This window comes from Paenibacillus sp. EB106-05-06-XG162 (assembly GCF_058791655.1).
Genome location: NZ_JBYTDT010000002.1, coordinates 62,218 through 83,530 on the forward strand (window position 1 = coordinate 62,218; position 21,313 = coordinate 83,530).

The following is a 21,313-nucleotide window of genomic DNA, read 5'->3' on the forward strand; positions in this document are numbered from 1 at the left end:
TCCTCTGTTTTTTGTTATTTTTGCGGTGCTTGTTCTTCAGGCGCCGGAAGGGCAACCGTAAATGTTGTTCCTTCTTCGAGCGCGCTCTTCACCGAAATGCTCCCACCATGCATATCCACGATGCGTTTGACAATGGACAGGCCAAGGCCGTTGCCGCCAATGTCCCGGTTCCGTGAGGTATCCGCTTTGTAGAATCGCTCGAAAATATGCTTCTGTGCCTTTGAATCAATCCCAATCCCTGTGTCTGTAATGTGTACGCGAGCAGGACCGTGACGGGGATCGTCGCTATCCACTCGTACAGTGATGAGTCCGTTTGCGGGTGTGAACTTGATGCTATTATGAATAAGATTGATCCATACCTGGCTCATCATCTCTTCATCCGCGATGACCATGCACTCAGGCATTTCTGCTTCGATCTCGATCCGCTTCTCCTGCCATTGCGGTTCGCAGGCGAGGATCGTCGCTTTCAGCTGCAGATCAAGCCGATACGGCTTCGGATCAAAAGGGTGATGCTTCGACTCTAGCGACGTCAGCTTCAATAAGTTCTCGCTCAGCCTCGATAACCTCATACTCTCCGTCTCGATGATATCTAAATAATGCGTGCGCATGTCCGGTTCCAAGTCCGTTCGCTGCAAGGCCCTTGCAAAGCCGCGAATGGAGGTTAGCGGGGATTGAATCTCATGCGAGACATTGGAAATGAACTCTTGGCGCATGTTCTCCAGCTCATTCAATTGGACGGCCATGTCATTAATGTTCGTAATGAGCTGTCCGAATTCATCGTCCACTCGCTCTTGCGGGTTGATATAGGCTGAGAAGTCGCCCTTGGCAATCCGCTGCAAGGCTGTGATGACGAGGTTGAAGGTCTTTTCGGACTTGCGCTTTGCATAGAAGGCAAGAGGGGTAGCGACCATGGCCATAATGATTAGCGCTGCTACTTGAATAAGGATAAAGCCCCAAAAAGGCGATGATGGCAGCGTAACATTCGTCCCACGCAGCCAGTAATAGAGTCCATAAGCGGCCGCGCCGCTGCCGACGAAGAAGAGTAGAATTGTGATGCAAGCTTGCAGGATACGGAACCATATCTGCTCTCGAATGCGCTTGATCATGACTCGGCCTCAATCTCGAGACGATACCCAATGCCGCGTACTGTGCGAATGCGGAATCCATAGGTAGCTTGCGGGAAGCGATCCCGCAGACGATTCATATGCACATCGAGCGTCCGTTCATTCCCTTCAAAGTCATAGCCCCAAATGTCTTGGATCAGCTGTTCCCTTGTGAATGTCTTCTCTGGGTAACTCCCAAGCTTGAAGAGCAGCTCGAATTCTTTGGGCGGCAGTGTGGTGGCCTCCCCGAGGCCATTTGTCACCTCAAGCGTATTGTGGTTGAGCTGCATTTTGCCCAAGGTGACCACGCGGGAAGCCGTAATCTGGTATCGCTTTAACAGCACCTTCACCCTTGCGACAAGCTCTAAGGGATCGAAGGGCTTGACGAGATAATCGTCTGTTCCCAGATCGAAGCCCTTTAATTTCTGCGTGGTCTCTCCCTTCGCGGTCAACATGAGGAGCGGTATATCGTAGTGTCTCCGCAGTTCGCGGCACAACTCCCAGCCATCCATCTTCGGCATCATAATATCGAGAATCATCATATCGACTTTCGTGCGTTCAATCAGGTCAAGCGCTTCAAGGCCATTCGTTGCTTCACAGGTCTGAAATCCCTCCTGCCGCAAGAACAGGCAGACTAGCTCACGAATATGTGCATCGTCATCGACGATCATAATGTTAGTCATGCATACAACCTCCTACCCAACTATATAAGCAGTATACACGATCTATTTAAACAACATTTAAACGAAATGGTTAATAAATAGATCGAACTTATTTCGAACGCATCATCCAGCGCTGCAATCCAGTTCGGTTGGTTGAATAACCTTTCGATCTTCCGTTTGACTGTTCTTCGCTTCGCTCCTTATGGGGTTCCGCCAATATTTTAACGAAAATATACGCTAAAAGGCAAAGCGTCTTCAAATGGATGGCCCTACAAATCACAATTGATATTGTGCTAACGGAGAGAGTCGGTGAAGCATTACTGAAGCAGGCAATGAAATAAGGCAGACCGCAAGAAACTACGATCTGCCAATTATTTATCCTTTTAGACCCCTAAACCCCACAAATCGTTTGCTGCTCTCATCCCATAGTCGGTGTTGAAGCGCCCGCATTACGGGTCGGTTGTAAAGATTCATTTCTTTGATATACGATCCTTTTCCTTGCTTGTGTGGTTATTTAAATTGCTCAGATCGTCTGCTTTTCTCAGTAAACCCTGTTTGGAATAAAAATTAATAATGTCATCAATGGTGGAAAATACGACACTTACGTCCGAATCATGTGTACTTGTTTTGATAAAAAACCGCTTTTCTGATGTGGTCACATCTTTATTTTATATTAGCATTTGGTGGCATTAAGCTTAATTTAAAGCTTCTTTCAGAGTGATTCCTGCCGTGAATACAGGGACTTTACCCGCCGGAATTTGCACCTCTTCACCGGTTTTTCGGCTTCTTCCCATGCGTGCTTCACGACTACGGACATCAAATTTTCCGAAGCCAACTAATTGAACTTCTTTGCCTTGCTTTAAAGCTTCAAAAATCGAGTCCAGTACATGCGTTACTGCTTTTTCAGCATTCTTTTTTGAAAATCCACTAGATTTAGCCACTTCTACTACTAATTGTTCTTTATTCATTTGCGATACCTCACTTTTATTATTTAAATTACGAAAATGACAGCCCTCGTGGTATGGATGCAAGCGAGAATAAACAAAAAGCTACCCCACGTTTAGGGCAGCTTGAAAGATTTTAATAAAGTATAGAAACGTTTTCAGCCTGAGGTCCACGATTACCTTGGGCCACATTGAACTGGACGCGTTGACCTTCATCCAACGATTTGTAACCATCTCCCTCAATCGCGCTGAAATGAACGAATACATCGTTTCCGTCTTCGATTTCGATAAAACCGAAGCCTTTTTCAGCATTAAACCATTTAACTGTACCTGTTTGCATAGAATTCCTCCTAATATGAATTTATTAACACGATCATTTCAATGACCGCTAATGAAGATTAGCCGTCGTTAGACATTTTCAGAAAGCATAATTGATGTCCGCTAATGTTTTGGTTAAAATAAGAATACCATGTCCGCTAATGTAAGTCAATATTTGGAGGTTTTGCTAATGAGAGAGATAATCGGGATTTCGCAACAGGGTGAGCAGACTATACAAGATTTCATTCACGCTCTCACTACCCACGAAGATTTGAATCCCAAGACGCTAAAAGAATACGCAAGTGACATGAAACATTTTATCAGTTGGTTTGAGACAACCGGACACCAAGAGGAAGAAGTTGTATTTCGAATTACAGATGTGACTACTCCAACATTAACGCGGTATCGGGAAGCTTCACAAAAAGTGATGGAATTGAAACCAGCCACCATTAACCGGCGACTTATAACACTGAAACGTTTTTTTGACTGGGCCGTGTCGGAATCTACAATTCGCCGTGATCCTTCAAAGCCGGTCAAATTGGTTCCAGAAGAAAAGGTAAGCCCTCGGCACATGACAGACAAGGAAGAAGCTGCATTAATCGCTGCGGCCGAGCATGGCGGTTCTCTTCGGGATCAGACGATTCTTATTGTGATGTTTCACACCGGCTTACGAACAATGGAAGTGTGCGACCTGACTCCCGAAGATATCCAAATCGGAAAACGCAGCGGCCAGCTTACGGTCCGATCCGGAAAACGGAATAAACAGCGGGAAGTACCTTTGAACGCTACGTGCAGAGTTGCTTTAGAAAAATATCTGGCAGAACTCCCTCCGGACAGTCCTTATCTCTTTCCATCGGAGAAAACTGGTAATCGATTAACAGAACGTGCTTTACGTCATTTGATTCGAAAATATATGAAAGCAGCGCGGCTTGAAGGCTTGAGCGCCCACGATCTTCGGCACCGGTTCGGGTACGTGATGGCAGAAAACACGCCGTTGCACCGCTTGGCGCAAATTATGGGACACTATAATTTGGACACAACGATGATTTACGTCAAGGTAACTCGTGCAGATTTGCAATCTGAAGTCGAAAAAATAGCATGTCAATGAGGGGATGCAGGGCAGCTTGCAGAATTGACGGGTCTTACCACAGGGGCAGTAACGAGTATCATCGACCGATTGGAGAAGGCGGGATTTGCAAGGAGAGAGAAGGATCCGAACGATCGCCGCAAAGTCATTGTGCGGGCCGTCCCGGAGCAGGTTGCACGGATTGGCGAACGCTTCCGTTCCATACAGGACAACACATTGAAATTGTTGTCCCGCTATTCCGAGCAGGAGCTCCAAGTGATCCTCGATTTCTTGCAAGCTTCGAACCAGATGTCGATGGATGAAATAGAGCGTATTCATGGTAAGGATTAATTATATCTACGGATCTCTGTTCGGTGCTATAATAGGAGGAATGAAATCAAGAAGTAGGTGCATCGTAAGAGATGATTGCTGATATTCTATCCTATATATCTGACGGCAACTGGGTGGAGCTGCTGGAGAAGTATCGCTCGCTTGGGCCGTTTCCCGGAATCTTCTTAACCTTTATGAAGTCTTTCATACCGCCACTGCCGACGATTGTCCTGGTTGGGGGAAATGCGGCTGTCTATGGGTTCTGGCTCGGATTCTTATATTCGTGGATTGGACTGGTGAGCGGGTGCGCGGTTACTTATCTGATCGTGGCCAAAATATCCAGCTCCAGGTTCGCGAAGCGTTGGACTTCTAAACCGAAGGTTCAGCGAGGGATGCGTTGGGCACGGCAGAATGCATTTAGCTATGTGTTCCTGCTAGGCATTTTGCCTGTTGGACCGTTCGTCGCCGTCACCGTTGCCGCTGCAGCGGCACGTATGCCATTTCGCTCCTTCCTCTTGGCTTGCGGCATGGGTAAGGCGATTATGGTCTTCATGGTCTCTTATATTGGTTATGATTTGAAGAGATTTATGGAGCGTCCGATAGAGCTGTTGTATGTCGTTCTCTTCATTGTGGCATCCTTATGGGTAAGTAAGCGGATTGAGAAGCGATTCGCGCGTGCAGAAGAAGCGATCGATACGACAACGGTGCCGTTGGATTCGATGAAATGATTGTATAGAAGAGGTGTTTTAACGCAGCATGGGTTTTTACTTGTGGATTGTTCCAGTTCTTTCATTCGTTCTGTTCCTGTGGTTCTATCTTAGAGATCCGAGGAGAACGGTGAATGGTTTTTTGTTTAATATTTTCATCTGCTCGACGGGAATCGTGAGCATTATTGCAGCCTTTGCGTCCGATCAGACATTTCTCAAGATTCTCGCAATTATCCCGATCGTCCTGATCGTGATCATGCTGACTTTTGGCGTGTATGCTTTGATCATCGTGTTGTTTATCAATGCAAGAATCCTGATTCGCAGAGAAGGCCGGAAGTTTTCGAATTATCTCACGTTGCTCTTGGGCATTGGTATTTTACTGTTTATCATTCTAACGATAATCCAGCCGATCCGCTATTTACCGAAGGAGATTCAAATCTTGTATCCCGGGGTTATGTTCATTTTCCTCTACTTCCTGGTGAATTTATTCAGTTTCCTATCGGCCTACTTTCTGTATCAATTCAACAAACCGAGATATAATCAAGATTTTATTATCGTTCTAGGGAGCGGTCTGATTCATAATCAGGTTCCGCCATTGCTCGCGAATCGAATTAACAAGGCCATTGAATTTTATCGCAAGCAGGAAGCTGTCGGATCGCCGCCAACCATTATTTTATCGGGTGGCAAAGGGTCGGATGAGAATCTGTCGGAAGCTGAAGCGATGCAAGCTTACACGGTGGACAAGGGAATACCGATGGAGCATACGATTCAAGAGAATCAATCTAGGAATACGTATGAGAATATGTTGTTCTCCAAGAGAATCATGGATGAGCTGAAGGGAAGCAGCTATAACAGCATTTTCTCGACGAACAGTTTCCATCTGTTCCGGGCTGGCATGTATGCGCGTCTTGCAGGGTTGTCCAGTCAAGGTATCGGGGCGAAGACAGCGCTCTATTATTGGCCGAACGCGATGATTCGTGAATATATAGCTGTTGTTGTGATGAATCGCAAGCGCCATGGCATTGTCGTAGGGATTGTATTGGGATTATCCATGATAGGCGTAGGCCTTCAATATTACTTTGGTAAAGGTTAGACAAAGGATGGCCAAAGAGGATGAGTAGTCGTGCGACGAAAGCACACTGCTCGTCTTTTTTCTGTTGTGGCGAAGGTTAAGCGCTGCATGTCATTCTTGTTTTCGCTTACACAGTGCATTGTAAAAGCCTGATTTTTCGCTGTTTTTGCGATTGGTCAAAATTGCGAATGGCTTAATGGCGCGGTTTTTGAGCAAAAACAACATATTGTCACTATGTGGAAACGATCTTGTGAAAATGATGAAAACGTATACTGTAAGCGTTCGCAGGTACCGTCCAAAATGACATATTTACGGTCATTCCAATCCTCGGTATGTTGGTTGTAAGCGCTAGCAAGGTTCGATTCCAAGCATGGATGACGATGCTAACGACAACTATATTCATCAGGAAGGGGTGACACCTATGCAGAATACCAATGGGGCCTTAACGAGCAACACACTTCCAACATTAAAGTCGAAAGACAAGAAATTGTGGAAGCGGATTGTTCAGAACTGGGAACTCTATGTATTCATTGCACCAGCGTTTTTGTATTTCCTGATCTTCCATTATGGTCCGATGTACGGCATACAGATCGCATTTAAAAACTTCATTCCGACAAAAGGGATTCTCGGAAGCCCGTGGGTCGGATTCGATCACTTCACTCGATTCTTTCAATCCTACTATTTCTGGGACTTGTTATGGAACACACTTAGCATAAGCTTGTATGAGCTTGTGGTCGGCTTCCCGATCCCGATCATACTGGCACTTGCTTTCAATGAAGTGAAGAACGGTTTCTTCAAGAAAATGGCTCAGACCGTCACGTATGCGCCGCACTTTATCTCCGTCGTCGTCATGGCAGGGATGATCATTACGTTCTTGTCGCCTTCAACAGGGCTGATTACACACGTTATTACATGGTTAGGCTTCGATGCACCGCAATTCTTAACCGATCCCAAATGGTTTAAGACGATGTACGTGTTATCTGGTGTCTGGCAGAGTGCAGGCTGGGGAACGATCATTTATTTGGCAGCGCTCTCAGGCGTAGATCCACAGCAGCATGAAGCGGCGATTATCGATGGCGCATCGCGTTTCCAACGTGTGCTTCACATTAACATTCCGACTATTGTGCCGACAATCATGATTCTACTCATTCTGAATATCGGTAGTCTGCTCGGGGTCGGGTTCGAGAAAATCTTGTTGCTGCAAAATCCACTCAATATGGAAGCATCGAATGTCATCTCGACATTCGTCTACAAATCAGGTTTGGTAGATGCGCAGTATAGTTTCTCGACAGCCGTCGGTTTGTTCAACTCCGTAATTAACGCTATTCTGTTAATTACCGTCAACCAAATCGTACGTCGCAGCAGTGATAACAGCTTGTGGTAGAAAAGAGGGGTGAGACAGATGGTTTCTGGTGTTAAAGAAACTGGGCGGGACAAAGTATTTCTAATTTGCAACTATATTTATGTATTCCTGGCGTTTATTATTGTGTTCTATCCTGTCGTCTATATGCTTAGTGCCTCGATTAGTGATCCGAAGTATGTCGGGTCCGGTGAGATGTGGCTGTTGCCGAAAGGCATAACCTTTGAAGGATATAAGCGAGTATTTGAGAATTCAGCGATTTGGACAGGTTATGGGAATACCATTCTGTATACGGCTATAGGGACATTGGTTAACTTAGCGGTCACCTTGCCAGCTGCATATGCACTCAGCCGCAAAGACTTCGTAGGACGCAACTTCTTCATGGGGATGTTTATGGTGACGATGTTCTTCGGCGGCGGCTTGGTACCAAGTTATTTGCTCATCAAAGAACTAGGGATGGTCAATTCGATGTGGGCGCTTATCATCCCATCGGCTGCATCCATCTGGAACATTATCGTATCGCGAACCTTCTTCCAATCTTCGATTCCGAAGGAACTGCAAGAAGCGGCTCAGATCGATGGATGTACGAATATGCGGATGTTCGTTAAGATTATTCTGCCATTATCGACACCGATTATCGCGGTTATGGCTTTATTCTATGGTGTAGGTCACTGGAACAGTTACTTCTCGGCGATGATTTATCTCAATGACGCGGCCAAATATCCACTTCAGCTCGTATTGCGTCAGATTCTAGTACTTCAACAGATGGCGGCACAAGGTGGCGGTGCGATCGACTTGGCATCAGCATCTGCGATGAATAATAAGGCAGAGGTTGCGGCATTGATGAAATACTCAGTCATTATTGTTGCTACGTTACCGATTATCGCCGTTTATCCATTCTTACAGCGTTACTTTGTTCAGGGTGTCATGATCGGTTCCGTTAAGGGCTGATTTTTTGATCCATATATGAAAAGGGGAGAGTATGAACATGATGAAATTACGTAAAGCATCTGCCGTATTACTATGCCTCACACTCGCAACATCTTTGTTAGCTGCATGTGGTTCCTCCAAAGAAGGAGAGAGCGCAGCAGGCGGGAACACGTCTGAAGCGGCAAAAGATGTGAAGAAAGAGGGGTTTCCGATCGTAAGCCAGCCGCTTACACTTAAGATGATGTCGCAAGATGCTGGGCTTGCGGATTGGAATAAAATGCCTGTCCTACAAGAGATGGAGAAATTGACAGGCATTAAGATGGAGTATCAGCTTTCGCCGCTTGATAGCTACGAGACGAAGAAGAACCTCGTATTCGCGAGTGGTAACTTACCAGATGTTTTCTTCGCGGCAGATTTGAAGCCGGCGGAGCAAGTAACGTATGGTACACAAGGCGTTCTTATCCCGCTCGATCCATATATTGACGGTGGATATGCACCGAACTTGAAGAAAATTTTCGACGAGCATCCAGAAATCCGCAAGTCTTTCACGACACCGGATGGTCATATCTATGCGCTCCCGAACATCGACTTGTCTGCTGTGTGGTACCGTGGACCGATGTGGTATAACGGCAAGTTCTTGAAAAAGCTTGGTGTAACAGAACTGCCGAAGACAACAGACGAGTTGTACACGTACTTGAAACGTGTTAAAGACGAAGATGCGAATGGTAATGGCAAACAAGACGAAGTGCCTCTTGCATCGGTGAAGCTTGACGATCTACGGATGTACTTCCTCGGATTCTGGGGTATTTACGGTGAAGCCTACTATGCAGATAAAGAAGGCAAAGTACACTACACACCACAAGAAGAAGGTTACAAAGGCTATCTAACATTCATGAACAAATTGTGGAAAGATAATCTCTTAGACCACGAGACATTCTCGCAAACAGATGAGCAGAAAAAAGCAAAAGGCAAAAACAATCAAGTGGCATTGTTCAGTGATTACTTCCCGTACTTCACCCTTGGCGGCGAGCCGAGCGAAGACAACCCAATGATGACGCCAGTGAAGAGTGAAATTGCCGACTCTCCTGTATACGGTAAGCATCCAGGACTTTCGACAAGAGGTACATTTGCGATTACGAGCAGCAACCCGAATCCAGAAGCAACCATGCGTTGGGTAGATTATATCTACAGCTATGAAGGTGCTACATTGTTCTCGCAAGGTCCTGAGAACCTCTTATGGAAATACAAGAACAAAGATACGCATGAGAAAGAGTGGCTTCCAGTACCAGGTGGCGGCGATCGTGAAGAATACAAAGGTACGATTACGCCGAACTATGCGATCTTGATTCCTGGTATGAATTCCAGCGAGCTTACAAAAGGTTTAAGAAGCTCATTCGATGAATGGATCGACAAAGAGAACAAAGAGAAGCTGGTTCCAATTGCGAAATCTCCATTCCCGAACGTGTACCTAACAGATGCGGAGCAGACAGAAGCAACGGCATTGTTATCGGATCTGAACACATACGTGATCCAGATGGAAGCGAAATTCGTTACAGGTCAAGAACCGCTCTCGAACTGGGATAAATATGTAGCACAATTGAAGAAAATGGGCAGCGACCGTATCGTTGAGCTGTATCAAGCGGCTCACGATCGTTAAGATCGAATCCCTATATAGCCTCAAACCAACAAATCCCGGTTATGCTAAGGCATACCGGGTGTTGGTCTATCAGCTATGTGAGTTCATCGGGAGGCAATTCATCGTCCACCTGGGCCGGATCGGCATAGAGCTTCCGGTACTGTCCGGGTGTATAACCGGTCTCCTTCTTGAACTTGCGAATGAAGTTTGGTGTGTCGAGGTATCCGACACGCATGATGATATCTTTTAACGGATCATTGGTTGTCTTCAATTGGTGCTGAACTTCCTCCATTCGTTTCTGCCAGATATATTGGATGAAGTTGATACCCACCTTCTCCTTGAAGGAACGACTTAGATGTGAAGGCGAAATCGTATATTCGTAGGATACCGATTCAAGGCTAAGCGAATGGTCCATATAATGTTCATCAATATAACCGACAATCTGATCCATGAGAGAATGTTCTTCCTTCTGATGGTTCTGCTCGACCTCTGAACATATTTTGGCAGCGAGCACATGGAAATGACGCTCTAGTTCATCCAAGGAGCTCGACATCATATTGGAGGCTACCTCCTGCATGACATTGTGAATGCCAAGCTCGGACGCTGTCTTCAGCATGGTATTCAGAATATCATAGCAAATGCAGCGGGTGAGCAGCGCTGAATGCTCTGATGTAAGAAGGTCACGGATCGCTGTGCTAATAATCTGTTCTGCGACATCATAGCTTCCCTGCTTCAGACTCTGCGAGAGCTTCAGCAGGACGGCATTCGGTATTAAGAACGTATGGTCAGGTGACCCGGATAATTTCTCGAAATACGTAACTACGCCTTGTCCGGTATGAAGTTCTACGGCTGAACAAGCTTCAATAAAGGATTGGTTCAGTTGGTCCGGGCTGGCATAACAGGTTCCGACGCCAAGAGCAGGAATTTCTTCGAACATCTCGAGCATATGGCTGCGTACGGCTTCGACAATATAGCGGACATGCTGTTCGCTGGCAAGAAGCTTATCGTGGTCGAAGCTGACCATAAGTGCAATCTGATTCAGCTGGGGCAGCTCTACGCCATAAGCATGAGCAAGCAGCTGCGGGAATTCGATGCGAGTAAGCAGCTCGACCATGGCTTGTCGATCTTGAATTTCGCTCAGTTCCTCTTCGGGTACTTCCCAACCGAAGACCATCACGAAGTGGTTCGGCTGATCAAGCCGCAAGTCAAAGGCTTCCAGAATATCAGGTGTTAAGCTTCGAGCACTCCCATATTTCAATATGGTTGATAAGACATGGTTGCGTGCATAGGGCTCTTGCAAGTCAACGCGTGAGCTGTAGTCTTGCAATGTACTGCGAATATGCTCCAGTTCATTACCCGTCGAACGAACCGATCCTGATTTGGCACTTGCTAGGTTGACGAGTTCAGAGATTGGGTGATATTGTCTTCTCGCAAGGACATAGGCCATCGCAGCGCCAATGCTCAGGGTAATGAAGAATAACAAGATAATGAAGCTGCGAACATGGATAATGCTGCTGAAAAATTGATCGCTGGCCATGAGTGTTACGTAAGTCCAGCCGTTCTTATCGGATTTGACCGACACAATCGAATGCGACTGGCCGTTAATCTTCTGATCATGAATGCCGGGCTTCAGCTTGAACAAGGATTGGGTATCTTGGACGGAGAGCTTCTCGCCCGTTCCATAATGCGTCAGAACCTGACCATTGTTGTCATAGATGTAAGTCAATCCTTGATAATTGCCGAGTACGGAACTGATTAGACTGGCGAACTCCGATTCGCGAATCAAGTAGAGCACGCTTCCATGCGGATTCGTACTATTCGGTGTAATCGGCACAGTATAGGCTAGCATGGACTCCTGCAAGTAGGTATTCCGGTTCACCGTATCCGCGGGATGCATCAATGGGAATCTCGCTGTATTCAGCTCTTCCATAAGATCCTTGTGCGACCAGTTCGTGAAGCCATAACGGGCTGCGAACACATCGAGCGTGGACATCCCTTGCGAAGAGTAGATTCGATCATCGTTATGATAATATAAGAAAACTTCCGAGATAATCGAACTGGTAGCTTTATAGTTATTCAGTGCCGATATCGCTTCCATGCTGTCATAAGGGTCATGGACACGATAAGGTGTCAGTCGTTGATCATAAGAGATTCGTGAAGAAATTTCGCTAAGCTCCTTGATTCTCCCGTCAATGACCGTCTTGGTCTGGGTTAATTGGTTGAGGTGTGATTGCTCAATCTCCGATTGAAGATTATTTACGGCATTGCGATATATGAATACGGTTGCAAAAAGTAGAGGAATGAGGAGAATAAGTAGATAGGATCCAATAAACTTCAAGAATAACTTCGATTTAAAATAATTCCGTTGCATGCCTTGGTGGCCTCCTCTAGTTGCGTCCTACGAAGCTGATTGGTAGCCATCGAAGTACAGGGATGAAAGGTGAACCAATCTTCATTCTATTCTATGATACCAAAAATTTTAGGTTTTGAGATAGGGTGAGGAATAAATTCTGAAATTCATTAGAAAATGAAGCGGCGAGGGTCATCGCCAACACGGAGGGTTCGTATCGTATGAGTGATCAGCAGGTAGAAAATCAGGAACAGGAACAAATTGTTGAGCAAGGGGTTCACAACTACAGCAGCGAAGAGGAGTGGGTGAAGCCTACCGATCCACTGCTGCTGGAGCGTCTGGAGTGGTTCAAAGATCAGAAGCTCGGACTCATGATGCACTGGGGTCCATATTCGCAGCTAGGTGTCGTTGAATCCTGGGCGTTGATCGACAAGGACAAAGAATGGTCCCGTAACGAGATTGACTGGGATGTGACAGACGAGGAGCTCAAGGAGCAGTATTTTGCGCTCAACAAGACGTTTAACCCCGTTCGTTTCCAACCCGAGCTCTGGGCTGAACTCGCTGCAGACAACGGCTTCAAGTACTTGAACTTCACGACCAAGCATCATGACGGCTTCTGCATGTGGGATACAGAGACGACGGATTACAGCATTACCGATCCGAGCTGTCCGTTCAATACACACAAATATGCAGACATTTGCCAGCATCTGTTCGATGCGTTCCGTGCCAAAGGGCTTGCGATTTCCGCTTATTTCTCGAAGGCCGATTGGAACACGCCGACATACTGGGCACCTGGCATGGAGCGAAGCGATTTTACGACGCGTGGTCCTTCCTATGATCCGAAGGATTATCCGGAACTCTGGGAAGCATTTGTTCAATTCACGCATGAACAGATTATGGAGCTCATGACGCGTTACGGCCGAATTGATATGCTCTGGTTGGATGCGGGTTGGGTCTGTGAACGGAGCGGACAAGACATTCGCTTGGGTGAAGTGGTCGAACGTGCGCGTGAAATACAGCCATGGCTGCTCTCGGCCGATCGCACGGTGGGCGGGCCATATGAGAATTTGATTACGCCGGAGCAGACCTTGCCAGAACGTCCGCTGAATGTACCGTGGGAGAGCTGTATTACGATGGGAAGTGCCTTCTCCTTCCGCTATGAAGATACGTACAAGCCTGTACGTCAATTGATCCATCTGCTCGTGGAAATTGTTGCGAAGGGCGGCAACTTGGCGCTTAACGTGGCACCGCAGCCGGATGGCAGATTGTCGAAGACAGCGATCTCACGCATCAAGGGTATGGGAGATTGGCTCAAGGTGCATGGTGAAGCAATATACGGCACACGCACGTGCGCGCCATATTCGGTAGGCAGCTACCAGTTCACGCAAAAGGGCGACACGACATACGCGTTCTATTTATACAAAGATGAGCAAGAGAAAGTTACTGAAGAGATGCATCTGCCGATTCAGCTCGAATCGGATAAGCGGATTGATCTGATTGGCGTTCAGGACAACTTAACCTATCGCCGTACCGAGAAGGGCATTGCCGTTCGTATGCCGAAGGCGGAGCAGCAAGATAAGGCACCGATTGCACATGTATTCCGAATTCAATAATTGAGAGGGGTTAGGAGAAATGCAGAAGTGGTTTGAGGATGCAAAGCTTGGGATTTTTATTCATTATGGAATTTATGCGGTAGATGGTGTGTCAGAATCCTGGTCGTTCTATAACGGACGGATTACGCACGAACAATATATGAAGCAACTAGACGGGTTCACGGCGTCGAAATTCGATGCGGAGAAGTGGGCGGATCTGTTCGAGAAGGCAGGCGCGAAATACGCGGTGCTAACGACGAAGCACCATGATGGTGTTGCATTGTGGGATACAGAGTACAGCGACTTGAACGTGGTGAAAAAGACCCCTGCGAAGCGCGACCTGATTAAGGAGTACGCGGATGCGATTACGAAAAAGGGTATTCGTCTCGGGATGTACTATTCCTTGATCGACTGGTCCCACCCAGACTATCCGAGTGTCTTCGAAAGCGGTAAGGTGCCGGAAGATTTGAGCAAAGTGAACAAACATTCCGGTCCGGTTGACGGCATTCAGGATGAGGAGAAATGGCAGAAGTTCTTGGAATTCAACAATAACCAGTTGCGTGAAATTCTCACGAACTATGGTAAAGTCGATTTGCTCTGGTTCGATGGAGACTGGGAGCGCAGCGCGGAGCAATGGAATTTGCCAGCATTCAAAGATTACCTGCTATCCTTCAACCAGGATCTTATTATTAACTCGCGTCTCCAAGGACACGGCGATTACAAGACGCCGGAGCAAGGCATTCCGATTACGCGTCCTGAAGGTCCGTGGGAGTTCTGTACGACGATTAACAGCTCATGGGGCTACCAGCATGCAGATGATAATTACAAATCGCTGAACCAGATCATTCGGATGTTCTGTGATTGTATTTCGATGGGCGGCAATATGCTGCTCGATATTGGACCGCTGGAGGACGGAACGGTCGATCCGCGTCAAGAAGCGATTCTGCTTGGCCTTGGCGATTGGATTCGTGCGCACGAAGAGGCGGTATTCGGTACCGACGAGGGCATTATGACGCGTTACTATTTGGGCGGAAGTACGATTTCGAAGGACAGAAAGACGCTCTACCTCTTCGTCTACGACGATCCAAAAGAGAATATCTGCCTAAAAGGCCTTTGCAATAAAATCCGTAAGGCTACGGTATTGCACTCGGGCAAAGAGCTGACGCATGAGATCCAAGGCGGCGTGCCATGGTTCAACATTCCGGGCACGACTTGGATTCACATGACACCGGAAGATACGCACGAGCAGGTGACGGTCGTGAAGCTCGAATTCGACGAGGAAATCGAGATGTATGGCGGATCCGGCGCGGTTGTAACACACAATTAAACCTAGCTTCATGCCCATACGCGAGCCATGGGAGCTAGATTCATAGAGGAGTGTTAGATATGGAACAATTCAGATTACCGAAAATTCCGATGCCGGAGCTGCAGCTGCCGAAATCGATTCAAGCGGTGCTTGAGGAAGCGGAAGAGAAGCTTGCGCATCGTCCGAAGCTCTTGCAATTATTCAAGAACTGCTTCCCGAATACACTAGAGACGACAACGAAATTGATGGATGACGGTACGACGTTCATCATTACGGGCGACATTCCGGCTTCATGGTTGCGTGACTCCGTGGAGCAAGTGATCCACTATGTACCGTTCGCGAAGGAAGACAAGAATTTACAGCGCATCTTGAGCGGCTTGATCAAGCGCCATATCAACTACATTCACATCGATCCGTATGCAAATGCATTCAATGAGTCAGCGAATGACTGGCACTGGAACAAAGCAGATATCACGGAAATGTCCCCTTGGGTGTGGGAGCGCAAGTTCGAGATCGACTCACTCTGCTTCTCGATGAGACTTGCTTATATGTACTGGAAAGAGACCGAATTGACAGACATCTTCGATGCAGGCTTCAAGTCGGCGATGCGTAAAATCTATGATTTGTTCAAGACGGAACAACGTCACTTCGAATTATCGCCTTATCGCTTCACGCGGGATAACGGGATTCCTGAGGATTCCCTGCGTAATAACGGACTAGGTATGCCCGTGAACTATACAGGTATGGTGTGGTCCGGCTTCCGTTCGAGTGATGATGCATGTGATTTCCACTACAACATTCCGGGCAACATGTTCGCGGTTGTTGCGCTACGCCACATGCAAGAATTCGCAGAATGGGTATTCCGCGATATGGACTTCTTGAAAGAACTGAAAGACCTAGAAAAGGATATCGATCACGGGATTCAGTTGTACGGTATCTATCGTCATCCCGAGTTCGGGCCGATCTACGCGTACGAGACAGACGGCTTCGGCAACTATTGCCTCATGGACGACGCAGGCACACCAGGCTTGATGTCGATTCCTTACCTGGGGTATGTTGGTGCGGATGATCCAATCTATCAGAATACAAGAAGATTTGCATTATCCAAAGAGAACCCGTTTTACTTCGAAGGCAAAGCGGCCAAAGGGATCGGCAGCCCGCATACACCAGACGGCTATATCTGGCATATGGCGCTCTCCATGCAGGGTATTACGGCAAGTGCGAAGGAAGAGAAGCTCGAGATGATCGCGATGCTTGAAGCGACCGATGCAGATACAGGCTACATGCATGAAGGTTTCCATTCGGATGATCCGACGATTTTCACACGTAAGTGGTTCGCATGGTCGAACAGCTTGTTCTCGCAGCTCGTGTATCAGGCGATGCAAGAAGGCCTTCTGGATGGGAGGGAATAACCAATGAATTATAGCGGAGTACCGGAGCCGAATATTACCTACGATCCAAAACATTATATGTGCAGACGTGCGGCGGGGCCGCTCGTCTTGGACGGTCGCGTCGACAAGCCATTCTGGGCGGCAGCAGACTGGACCGATGATTTCGTCGATATCGAAGGCGATCTTCGTCCAAGACCGTGGAAGCAGACGCGCGTGAAGATGCTGTGGGATGATGAATATTTCTATTTTGCAGCGGATATGGTAGAAGATCAGATTTGGGCGACATTGACGGAGCGGGATTCGGTCATTTTCTACGATAATGACTTCGAGATCTTCATTGATCCAGACGGCGATACGCATCAGTATTACGAATTCGAGATCAACGCGCTGAATACGGTGTGGGATCTCCTGCTCGTCAAGCCATATCGCGATGGCGGCCCGCCGGTGAACGGTTGGGATATTAACGGACTGAAGACCGCGGTATACATTGACGGCGAATTGAACAATCCAGCTGCGGAGAACCGGAGATGGAGCGTTGAAGTTGCAATTCCATGGAAGAGCTTGCGCGAATGTGCGCCTGAAGGCCGCGGACCGCTCACGGGTGAATTCTGGCGCGTGAACTTCTCTCGCGTGGAATGGCGTACCGAGGTGGTGGACGGCGAATATCGTAAAGTGATCAACTCGGAGACGGGCAAATCCTATCCGGAAGACAACTGGGTGTGGTCACCGATGGGGCTTATCAATATGCACTATCCGGAGCTGTGGGGATATGTCGTTTTCACGGACGAAAATGGTCCAACCACGTTCGAGATTCCGCAGGATGAGCACATCAAGTGGGAACTGCGGAGATTGTATTACCGGGAGCGCAATTATTACGAGAGCCATGGCGCCTTTACAGCCGATGTGAAGCTGCTCATGGGTGAGGATGCATGGCGTATTCAACCGACGATTGAGCTTACGAGCCGAATGTTCCAGATTTCTACGCCTTCATCGGATGGAAGCGCAACGTTCTACATCCGTGAGGATGGGAAGCTCTGGAGAGAGAATGGGGGAAAATAAACGTATGGAACAGCAATACATTGTAGCGGGCTATGCCGTAGATGCAAAGCTTCCGGAGATGACGAAGGAAGATTTGAATAAATTGACGCACCTGAATGTCGCATTTGGACATGTGCGGAATGATGCCATTACGATCGAACAATTGAAAAATGCGGATGTACTGCGGAAGATCAAGCAGGAGCATCCATCGCTGAACATTATTCTATCTGTAGGCGGATGGAGTGCCGGCGGCTTCTCGGAAGCCGCTTCGACGGAAGCGGGCAGACAAAAGATGGCGGCGTCGGCGGTTCAGCTCTTAACGGATTTACCGCTCGACGGCATTGACCTGGACTGGGAATACCCTTGCTACGGCGAGGCGGAGATTCATTCCAGTCCAGAAGACAAGACGAATTTCACGCTATTGCTGAAGGAAATGCGTGAAGCGATTGACCGCAAGGGTGCGCAAGATGGACGCCATTACTTGTTATCCATTGCTGCAGGAGCAGATCAGTATTATATCGATGGTACGGAGATGGATCAGGTGCAGCAGTATCTCGATTTCGTGCAATTGATGACTTACGATATGCGCGGCGGGTTCCAAGTCTTGACGGGCCACCATACAAATCTGTATACACCAACAGGCGATCTGTTCCGGATCAGTACGGAAGCTTCGGTGAACATGTTCATTAAGGCAGGCGTTCCGCGTGAGAAAATCGTTGTCGGCGCGGCGTTCTATTCCCGTCTATGGAAACAGGTTCCGGCTCGGAATAACGGTCTGCATCAAATGGCTGGTACGACAGGCGGTTATGGACCAGACTTCACGGTGCTGGATGCAGAATATATCGACAAGAATGGATTCAAGCGTTACTGGGATGAAGAAGCATGTGCGCCGTACTTGTTCAATGGCAACACGTTCATCTCCTATGAAGACGAGGAGTCCATTGCACACAAGTGCAAGTATGTGAAGAACAACAACTTGGGCGGCATGATGTTCTGGGAGTACGGTTGCGATGGAACGCATCGTCTGCTGCATGCCATCCATGAGGGTATGAAGTAAGTAGAATTGGAAAAGTAGCTAGTGAGTGATATAACCTTGTCATGTTCGCGTATAGGGGGCTGGATAGCCTGCTTCGCGCGAACGTGGCAAGGTTTTTGTATGTTGATACACTTTTACTCCCGACCCCCCCCTTAGCCAACCCTGAGGCCTATCAGTAGGGTTATGATGGATATTTGCATTAACTTTGGCTCGGAATGACGAATTACATGCGCTATGTTGGATTCCATCCACTTTTTTGATGTGCAATGGGCCCTAATGCATCGATTCTGGTGATTTATGCTGCGAAATTCCAACATAGGTAGGCTATATAGCCGATATTGGATTTCTATCCTGTATAGAATCCAACATAGGGCAAAGTGGGAGTTCGTTGGCGCGCGTCCGATTTTATACACTATGGAACATGCTTGGGTTAAGGTAGAATAGTTAGTATAGTTTGCGCCTAACCTTATGCCGCTTAGGCTGACAGAAGAGAGTAGGCCTGCAATGTGGAGGAATTATCATGAGTGAATTATCAATTATTGAATCTACACCGTCCCCCGTGACGGTTGCATCATTATTACAAGATTTGATTCGCCTCGGCGTACAGGAAGGAGATGTCTTACTGGTTCATTCCTCATTGTCCCGCATGGGTTGGGTTTGTGGGGGCGCACATGCCGTTATTCTTGCGCTGCAGGAGGTTCTCGGGCCGTCAGGAACGCTAATCATGCCTGCGCATAGCGGTCAAATCTCGGATCCTGCGGCGTGGGAGAATCCTCCTGTGCCAAAGGGATGGATGGAGGAGATCTACGCTCATATGCCAGCCTTTGATCCGGGAATCACGCCGACTCTCGGGATGGGGGCCATTGCCGAACTATTCCGGACGATACCGGGCACACTGCGCTCGAGTCATCCGCAAGTTTCTTTCTCAGCGCGAGGGCTGCTAGCTAAGGAAATCACCGAGGATCATCCATTGACGCCGCAGTTCGGAACGGCTTCACCGCTCGGTAAGCTCGTGGCGTATAACGCTAAAATTCTTCTTCTTGGCGTCGGCTTCGACTCCTGCACGACACTTCACTTGGCGGAGGCGCTGCATCCAGCCATGCCAAGGAAGAAGATGGGCGCAGCGATCATGGAGGAAGGTCAGCGCGTATGGAAGTGGTTCGAAGACTATGACTATGATTCGGATGACTTTGCACAGCTTGGCGCCGATTATGAGGCTGCAGGCGGAGAAGTCGCGAATGGGAAGGTTGCGAATGCGGATTGCAAGCTGTTGTCGGCAAATCCGGCTGTGGCGTTCGCATTCGAGTGGCTCTCGAAGCATCGGTTCTCGGAAAGTTAGATTTGACATTGAAATCCCCTATGATTTTGCCCGCCAGCATCATAGGGGATTTGTCTGCATGATCTCTTCGTGTTAAGGGTTTGTCCCTGTAATCAAATTCTCGCTATTGTGTAATTAGATCGTAACTTCAATCCCTACACCCATCTCCAGCGCTTTGCGATAAATCATCTGTGCGGTTACTACATCTAGCACTGCAGTGCCTACGGTTTTGAAGAGCGTGATATCTTCCTCGCGTTCACGGCCCTTTATCTGACCAAGCAGTACTTGTCCTAATTCACCCGCGATATCCTGCCGGCTTATGATTCCTTTCTCCAACGGGATGATTATATCTCCTGCCTCAGCCAGAACCCCTTCAATCGTATCGGAAATGATCGTATCCGCGCGCTTAACAATTTCCTCCGGCAGCTCCTGCATTTGTGGTGTATAGGCGCCAACGCCGTTAATGTGAGCGCCTGCCTTTATACGTGTGCCGTCAAATACCGGACGTGGCGACGTCGTTACCGCCGTAACAATGTCTGCGTTCGAAAGCGCTGCGTTCAGATCCTCAGCAACTACGATCCGGGTATGGAAAGTGTCTGCAAATTGATTTCGCATCTGATCTGTAAAAGCGCGTGCCCGGTCGATATTTACGTCATATACGCGAACCTCCTCCAGTTCCCGTACATTCAGCATGGCCTCCAATTGCGTGCCGGCTTGTCCGCCTGTACCAATGAGCACCGCGGTTTTTGCATCCTTACGGGCGAGAAGGTCGGTTGCCGCACCTTGCACGGCGCCCGTTCTCAGCTGTGTTAAATATGTTCCGTCTATGATGGAGCAGACTTCGCCAGTCTTACCGTCGAGCACAATCATTTGAGCCGGAACCGAAGATTTACCGAGTTCAATATTGTTCGGAAACACCGACACGATTTTAATCCCTGCAGCCTCCAGCGGTTCCACGAAGGCCGGCATGAAGAGGCTCTGTCCTTGCTGTTTCGGCATATCAATATTGACGCGGAGCGGTACATTGCAGCTACCTGCAGAATACATGTTCAGCGCCAGTTTAGCAGCTTCAATCGCTTCCTTCATCGTAAATATCTGTTTAATATGTTCTTTGGATATCATCAGCATGGTAAGCACCTCGTAGTAAGTATTTT

At 47.8% G+C, this 21,313-nt stretch carries 18 protein-coding genes and 1 pseudogene; 13 read left to right on the plus strand and 6 right to left on the minus strand.

Annotated features, from left to right (window positions below):
- Positions 1–14: 14 nt before the first annotated feature.
- From AC3WU2_RS06140 to AC3WU2_RS06155, 4 genes are all read right to left on the minus strand, one after another.
- The gene (locus AC3WU2_RS06140; protein ID WP_492452333.1) at positions 15–1,106 is read right to left on the minus strand and encodes a sensor histidine kinase; all 1,092 of its coding nucleotides are present in this window, start codon (positions 1,104–1,106) and stop codon (positions 15–17) included.
- The gene (locus AC3WU2_RS06145; protein WP_492452335.1) at positions 1,103–1,786 is read right to left on the minus strand and encodes a response regulator transcription factor; all 684 of its coding nucleotides are present in this window, start codon (positions 1,784–1,786) and stop codon (positions 1,103–1,105) included. Before AC3WU2_RS06145 ends, AC3WU2_RS06140 begins: the two co-directional genes overlap by 4 nt.
- Before the next feature lie 674 nt (positions 1,787–2,460).
- Positions 2,461–2,733 carry an HU family DNA-binding protein gene (locus AC3WU2_RS06150; protein WP_492452337.1) on the minus strand — a complete coding sequence of 91 codons (273 nt, stop codon included), beginning with the start codon at positions 2,731–2,733 and terminating at the stop codon, positions 2,461–2,463.
- A 112-nt stretch (positions 2,734–2,845) separates the two neighbouring features.
- The gene (locus AC3WU2_RS06155) at positions 2,846–3,049 is read right to left on the minus strand and encodes a cold-shock protein (RefSeq protein ID WP_492452339.1); all 204 of its coding nucleotides are present in this window, start codon (positions 3,047–3,049) and stop codon (positions 2,846–2,848) included.
- A 168-nt stretch (positions 3,050–3,217) separates the two neighbouring features.
- On the opposite strand from AC3WU2_RS06155, the gene AC3WU2_RS06160 reads away from it, so the two are divergent.
- The 7 genes and pseudogenes from AC3WU2_RS06160 (at position 3,218) to AC3WU2_RS06190 (ending at position 10,149) form a co-directional block, all read left to right on the plus strand.
- Positions 3,218–4,135: a tyrosine-type recombinase/integrase gene (locus tag AC3WU2_RS06160; RefSeq protein ID WP_492452341.1), complete on the plus strand. Its 918-nt coding sequence runs from the start codon at positions 3,218–3,220 to the stop codon at positions 4,133–4,135.
- A gap of 18 nt (positions 4,136–4,153) precedes the next feature.
- Positions 4,154–4,444: pseudogene (locus AC3WU2_RS06165) on the plus strand (MarR family winged helix-turn-helix transcriptional regulator); the annotation flags it as partial.
- 71 nt (positions 4,445–4,515) lie between these two features.
- Positions 4,516–5,151: a TVP38/TMEM64 family protein gene (locus AC3WU2_RS06170; protein WP_492452343.1), complete on the plus strand. Its 636-nt coding sequence runs from the start codon at positions 4,516–4,518 to the stop codon at positions 5,149–5,151.
- Positions 5,152–5,179: 28 nt separating this feature from the next.
- Entirely contained in the window at positions 5,180–6,223 is a 1,044-nt protein-coding gene (locus AC3WU2_RS06175; RefSeq protein WP_492452345.1) for a YdcF family protein, read from the plus strand.
- A 400-nt stretch (positions 6,224–6,623) separates the two neighbouring features.
- Complete coding sequence (locus tag AC3WU2_RS06180; protein WP_492452347.1) at positions 6,624–7,586, plus strand: ABC transporter permease; 963 nt, start codon at positions 6,624–6,626, stop codon at positions 7,584–7,586.
- An 18-nt stretch (positions 7,587–7,604) separates the two neighbouring features.
- Entirely contained in the window at positions 7,605–8,513 is a 909-nt protein-coding gene (locus tag AC3WU2_RS06185; protein ID WP_492452349.1) for a carbohydrate ABC transporter permease, read from the plus strand.
- A 37-nt stretch (positions 8,514–8,550) separates the two neighbouring features.
- Positions 8,551–10,149 carry an extracellular solute-binding protein gene (locus AC3WU2_RS06190; protein ID WP_492452351.1) on the plus strand — a complete coding sequence of 533 codons (1,599 nt, stop codon included), beginning with the start codon at positions 8,551–8,553 and terminating at the stop codon, positions 10,147–10,149.
- 73 nt (positions 10,150–10,222) lie between these two features.
- Here the strand turns inward: AC3WU2_RS06190 and AC3WU2_RS06195 are convergent, their stop codons facing one another.
- Positions 10,223–12,499, minus strand: coding sequence for a helix-turn-helix domain-containing protein (locus tag AC3WU2_RS06195; protein ID WP_492452353.1), 2,277 nt, complete (start codon positions 12,497–12,499; stop codon positions 10,223–10,225).
- Between the two features lie 200 nt (positions 12,500–12,699).
- On the opposite strand from AC3WU2_RS06195, the gene AC3WU2_RS06200 reads away from it, so the two are divergent.
- The 6 genes from AC3WU2_RS06200 to AC3WU2_RS06225 all read left to right on the plus strand — a co-directional run bounded on the left by AC3WU2_RS06200 (position 12,700) and on the right by AC3WU2_RS06225 (position 20,180).
- A complete protein-coding gene (locus AC3WU2_RS06200) occupies positions 12,700–14,091 on the plus strand; it encodes an alpha-L-fucosidase (protein WP_492452355.1) in 1,392 nt (463 codons plus the stop codon).
- A 19-nt stretch (positions 14,092–14,110) separates the two neighbouring features.
- Positions 14,111–15,397, plus strand: coding sequence for an alpha-L-fucosidase (locus AC3WU2_RS06205; protein ID WP_492452357.1), 1,287 nt, complete (start codon positions 14,111–14,113; stop codon positions 15,395–15,397).
- A 59-nt stretch (positions 15,398–15,456) separates the two neighbouring features.
- Positions 15,457–16,788, plus strand: coding sequence for a glycoside hydrolase family 125 protein (locus AC3WU2_RS06210; protein ID WP_492452359.1), 1,332 nt, complete (start codon positions 15,457–15,459; stop codon positions 16,786–16,788).
- 3 nt (positions 16,789–16,791) lie between these two features.
- Entirely contained in the window at positions 16,792–17,826 is a 1,035-nt protein-coding gene (locus AC3WU2_RS06215; protein ID WP_492452361.1) for a carbohydrate-binding family 9-like protein, read from the plus strand.
- Between the two features lie 4 nt (positions 17,827–17,830).
- The gene (locus tag AC3WU2_RS06220) at positions 17,831–18,862 is read left to right on the plus strand and encodes a glycoside hydrolase family 18 protein (protein WP_492452363.1); all 1,032 of its coding nucleotides are present in this window, start codon (positions 17,831–17,833) and stop codon (positions 18,860–18,862) included.
- Between the two features lie 499 nt (positions 18,863–19,361).
- Complete coding sequence (locus AC3WU2_RS06225; protein WP_492452365.1) at positions 19,362–20,180, plus strand: AAC(3) family N-acetyltransferase; 819 nt, start codon at positions 19,362–19,364, stop codon at positions 20,178–20,180.
- A gap of 114 nt (positions 20,181–20,294) precedes the next feature.
- On the opposite strand, the gene AC3WU2_RS06230 is transcribed toward AC3WU2_RS06225, so the two are convergent.
- Positions 20,295–21,287 carry an ornithine cyclodeaminase family protein gene (locus tag AC3WU2_RS06230; RefSeq protein ID WP_492452367.1) on the minus strand — a complete coding sequence of 331 codons (993 nt, stop codon included), beginning with the start codon at positions 21,285–21,287 and terminating at the stop codon, positions 20,295–20,297.
- Between the last annotated feature and the right edge of the window lie 26 nt (positions 21,288–21,313).

Excerpts from the sequence above, each read along its gene's own strand:
- AC3WU2_RS06140 (WP_492452333.1), bottom strand. The coding sequence starts at position 1,106 with ATGATCAAGCGCATTCGAGAGCAGATATGGTTCCGTATCCTGCAAGCT.
- AC3WU2_RS06145 (WP_492452335.1), bottom strand. The coding sequence starts at position 1,786 with ATGACTAACATTATGATCGTCGATGACGATGCACATATTCGTGAGCTA.
- AC3WU2_RS06150 (WP_492452337.1), bottom strand. The coding sequence starts at position 2,733 with ATGAATAAAGAACAATTAGTAGTAGAAGTGGCTAAATCTAGTGGATTT.
- AC3WU2_RS06155 (WP_492452339.1), bottom strand. The coding sequence starts at position 3,049 with ATGCAAACAGGTACAGTTAAATGGTTTAATGCTGAAAAAGGCTTCGGT.
- AC3WU2_RS06160 (WP_492452341.1), top strand. The coding sequence starts at position 3,218 with ATGAGAGAGATAATCGGGATTTCGCAACAGGGTGAGCAGACTATACAA.
- AC3WU2_RS06170 (WP_492452343.1), top strand. The coding sequence starts at position 4,516 with ATGATTGCTGATATTCTATCCTATATATCTGACGGCAACTGGGTGGAG.
- AC3WU2_RS06175 (WP_492452345.1), top strand. The coding sequence starts at position 5,180 with ATGGGTTTTTACTTGTGGATTGTTCCAGTTCTTTCATTCGTTCTGTTC.
- AC3WU2_RS06180 (WP_492452347.1), top strand. The coding sequence starts at position 6,624 with ATGCAGAATACCAATGGGGCCTTAACGAGCAACACACTTCCAACATTA.
- AC3WU2_RS06185 (WP_492452349.1), top strand. The coding sequence starts at position 7,605 with ATGGTTTCTGGTGTTAAAGAAACTGGGCGGGACAAAGTATTTCTAATT.
- AC3WU2_RS06190 (WP_492452351.1), top strand. The coding sequence starts at position 8,551 with ATGATGAAATTACGTAAAGCATCTGCCGTATTACTATGCCTCACACTC.
- AC3WU2_RS06195 (WP_492452353.1), bottom strand. The coding sequence starts at position 12,499 with ATGCAACGGAATTATTTTAAATCGAAGTTATTCTTGAAGTTTATTGGA.
- AC3WU2_RS06200 (WP_492452355.1), top strand. The coding sequence starts at position 12,700 with ATGAGTGATCAGCAGGTAGAAAATCAGGAACAGGAACAAATTGTTGAG.
- AC3WU2_RS06205 (WP_492452357.1), top strand. The coding sequence starts at position 14,111 with ATGCAGAAGTGGTTTGAGGATGCAAAGCTTGGGATTTTTATTCATTAT.
- AC3WU2_RS06210 (WP_492452359.1), top strand. The coding sequence starts at position 15,457 with ATGGAACAATTCAGATTACCGAAAATTCCGATGCCGGAGCTGCAGCTG.
- AC3WU2_RS06215 (WP_492452361.1), top strand. The coding sequence starts at position 16,792 with ATGAATTATAGCGGAGTACCGGAGCCGAATATTACCTACGATCCAAAA.
- AC3WU2_RS06220 (WP_492452363.1), top strand. The coding sequence starts at position 17,831 with ATGGAACAGCAATACATTGTAGCGGGCTATGCCGTAGATGCAAAGCTT.
- AC3WU2_RS06225 (WP_492452365.1), top strand. The coding sequence starts at position 19,362 with ATGAGTGAATTATCAATTATTGAATCTACACCGTCCCCCGTGACGGTT.
- AC3WU2_RS06230 (WP_492452367.1), bottom strand. The coding sequence starts at position 21,287 with ATGCTGATGATATCCAAAGAACATATTAAACAGATATTTACGATGAAG.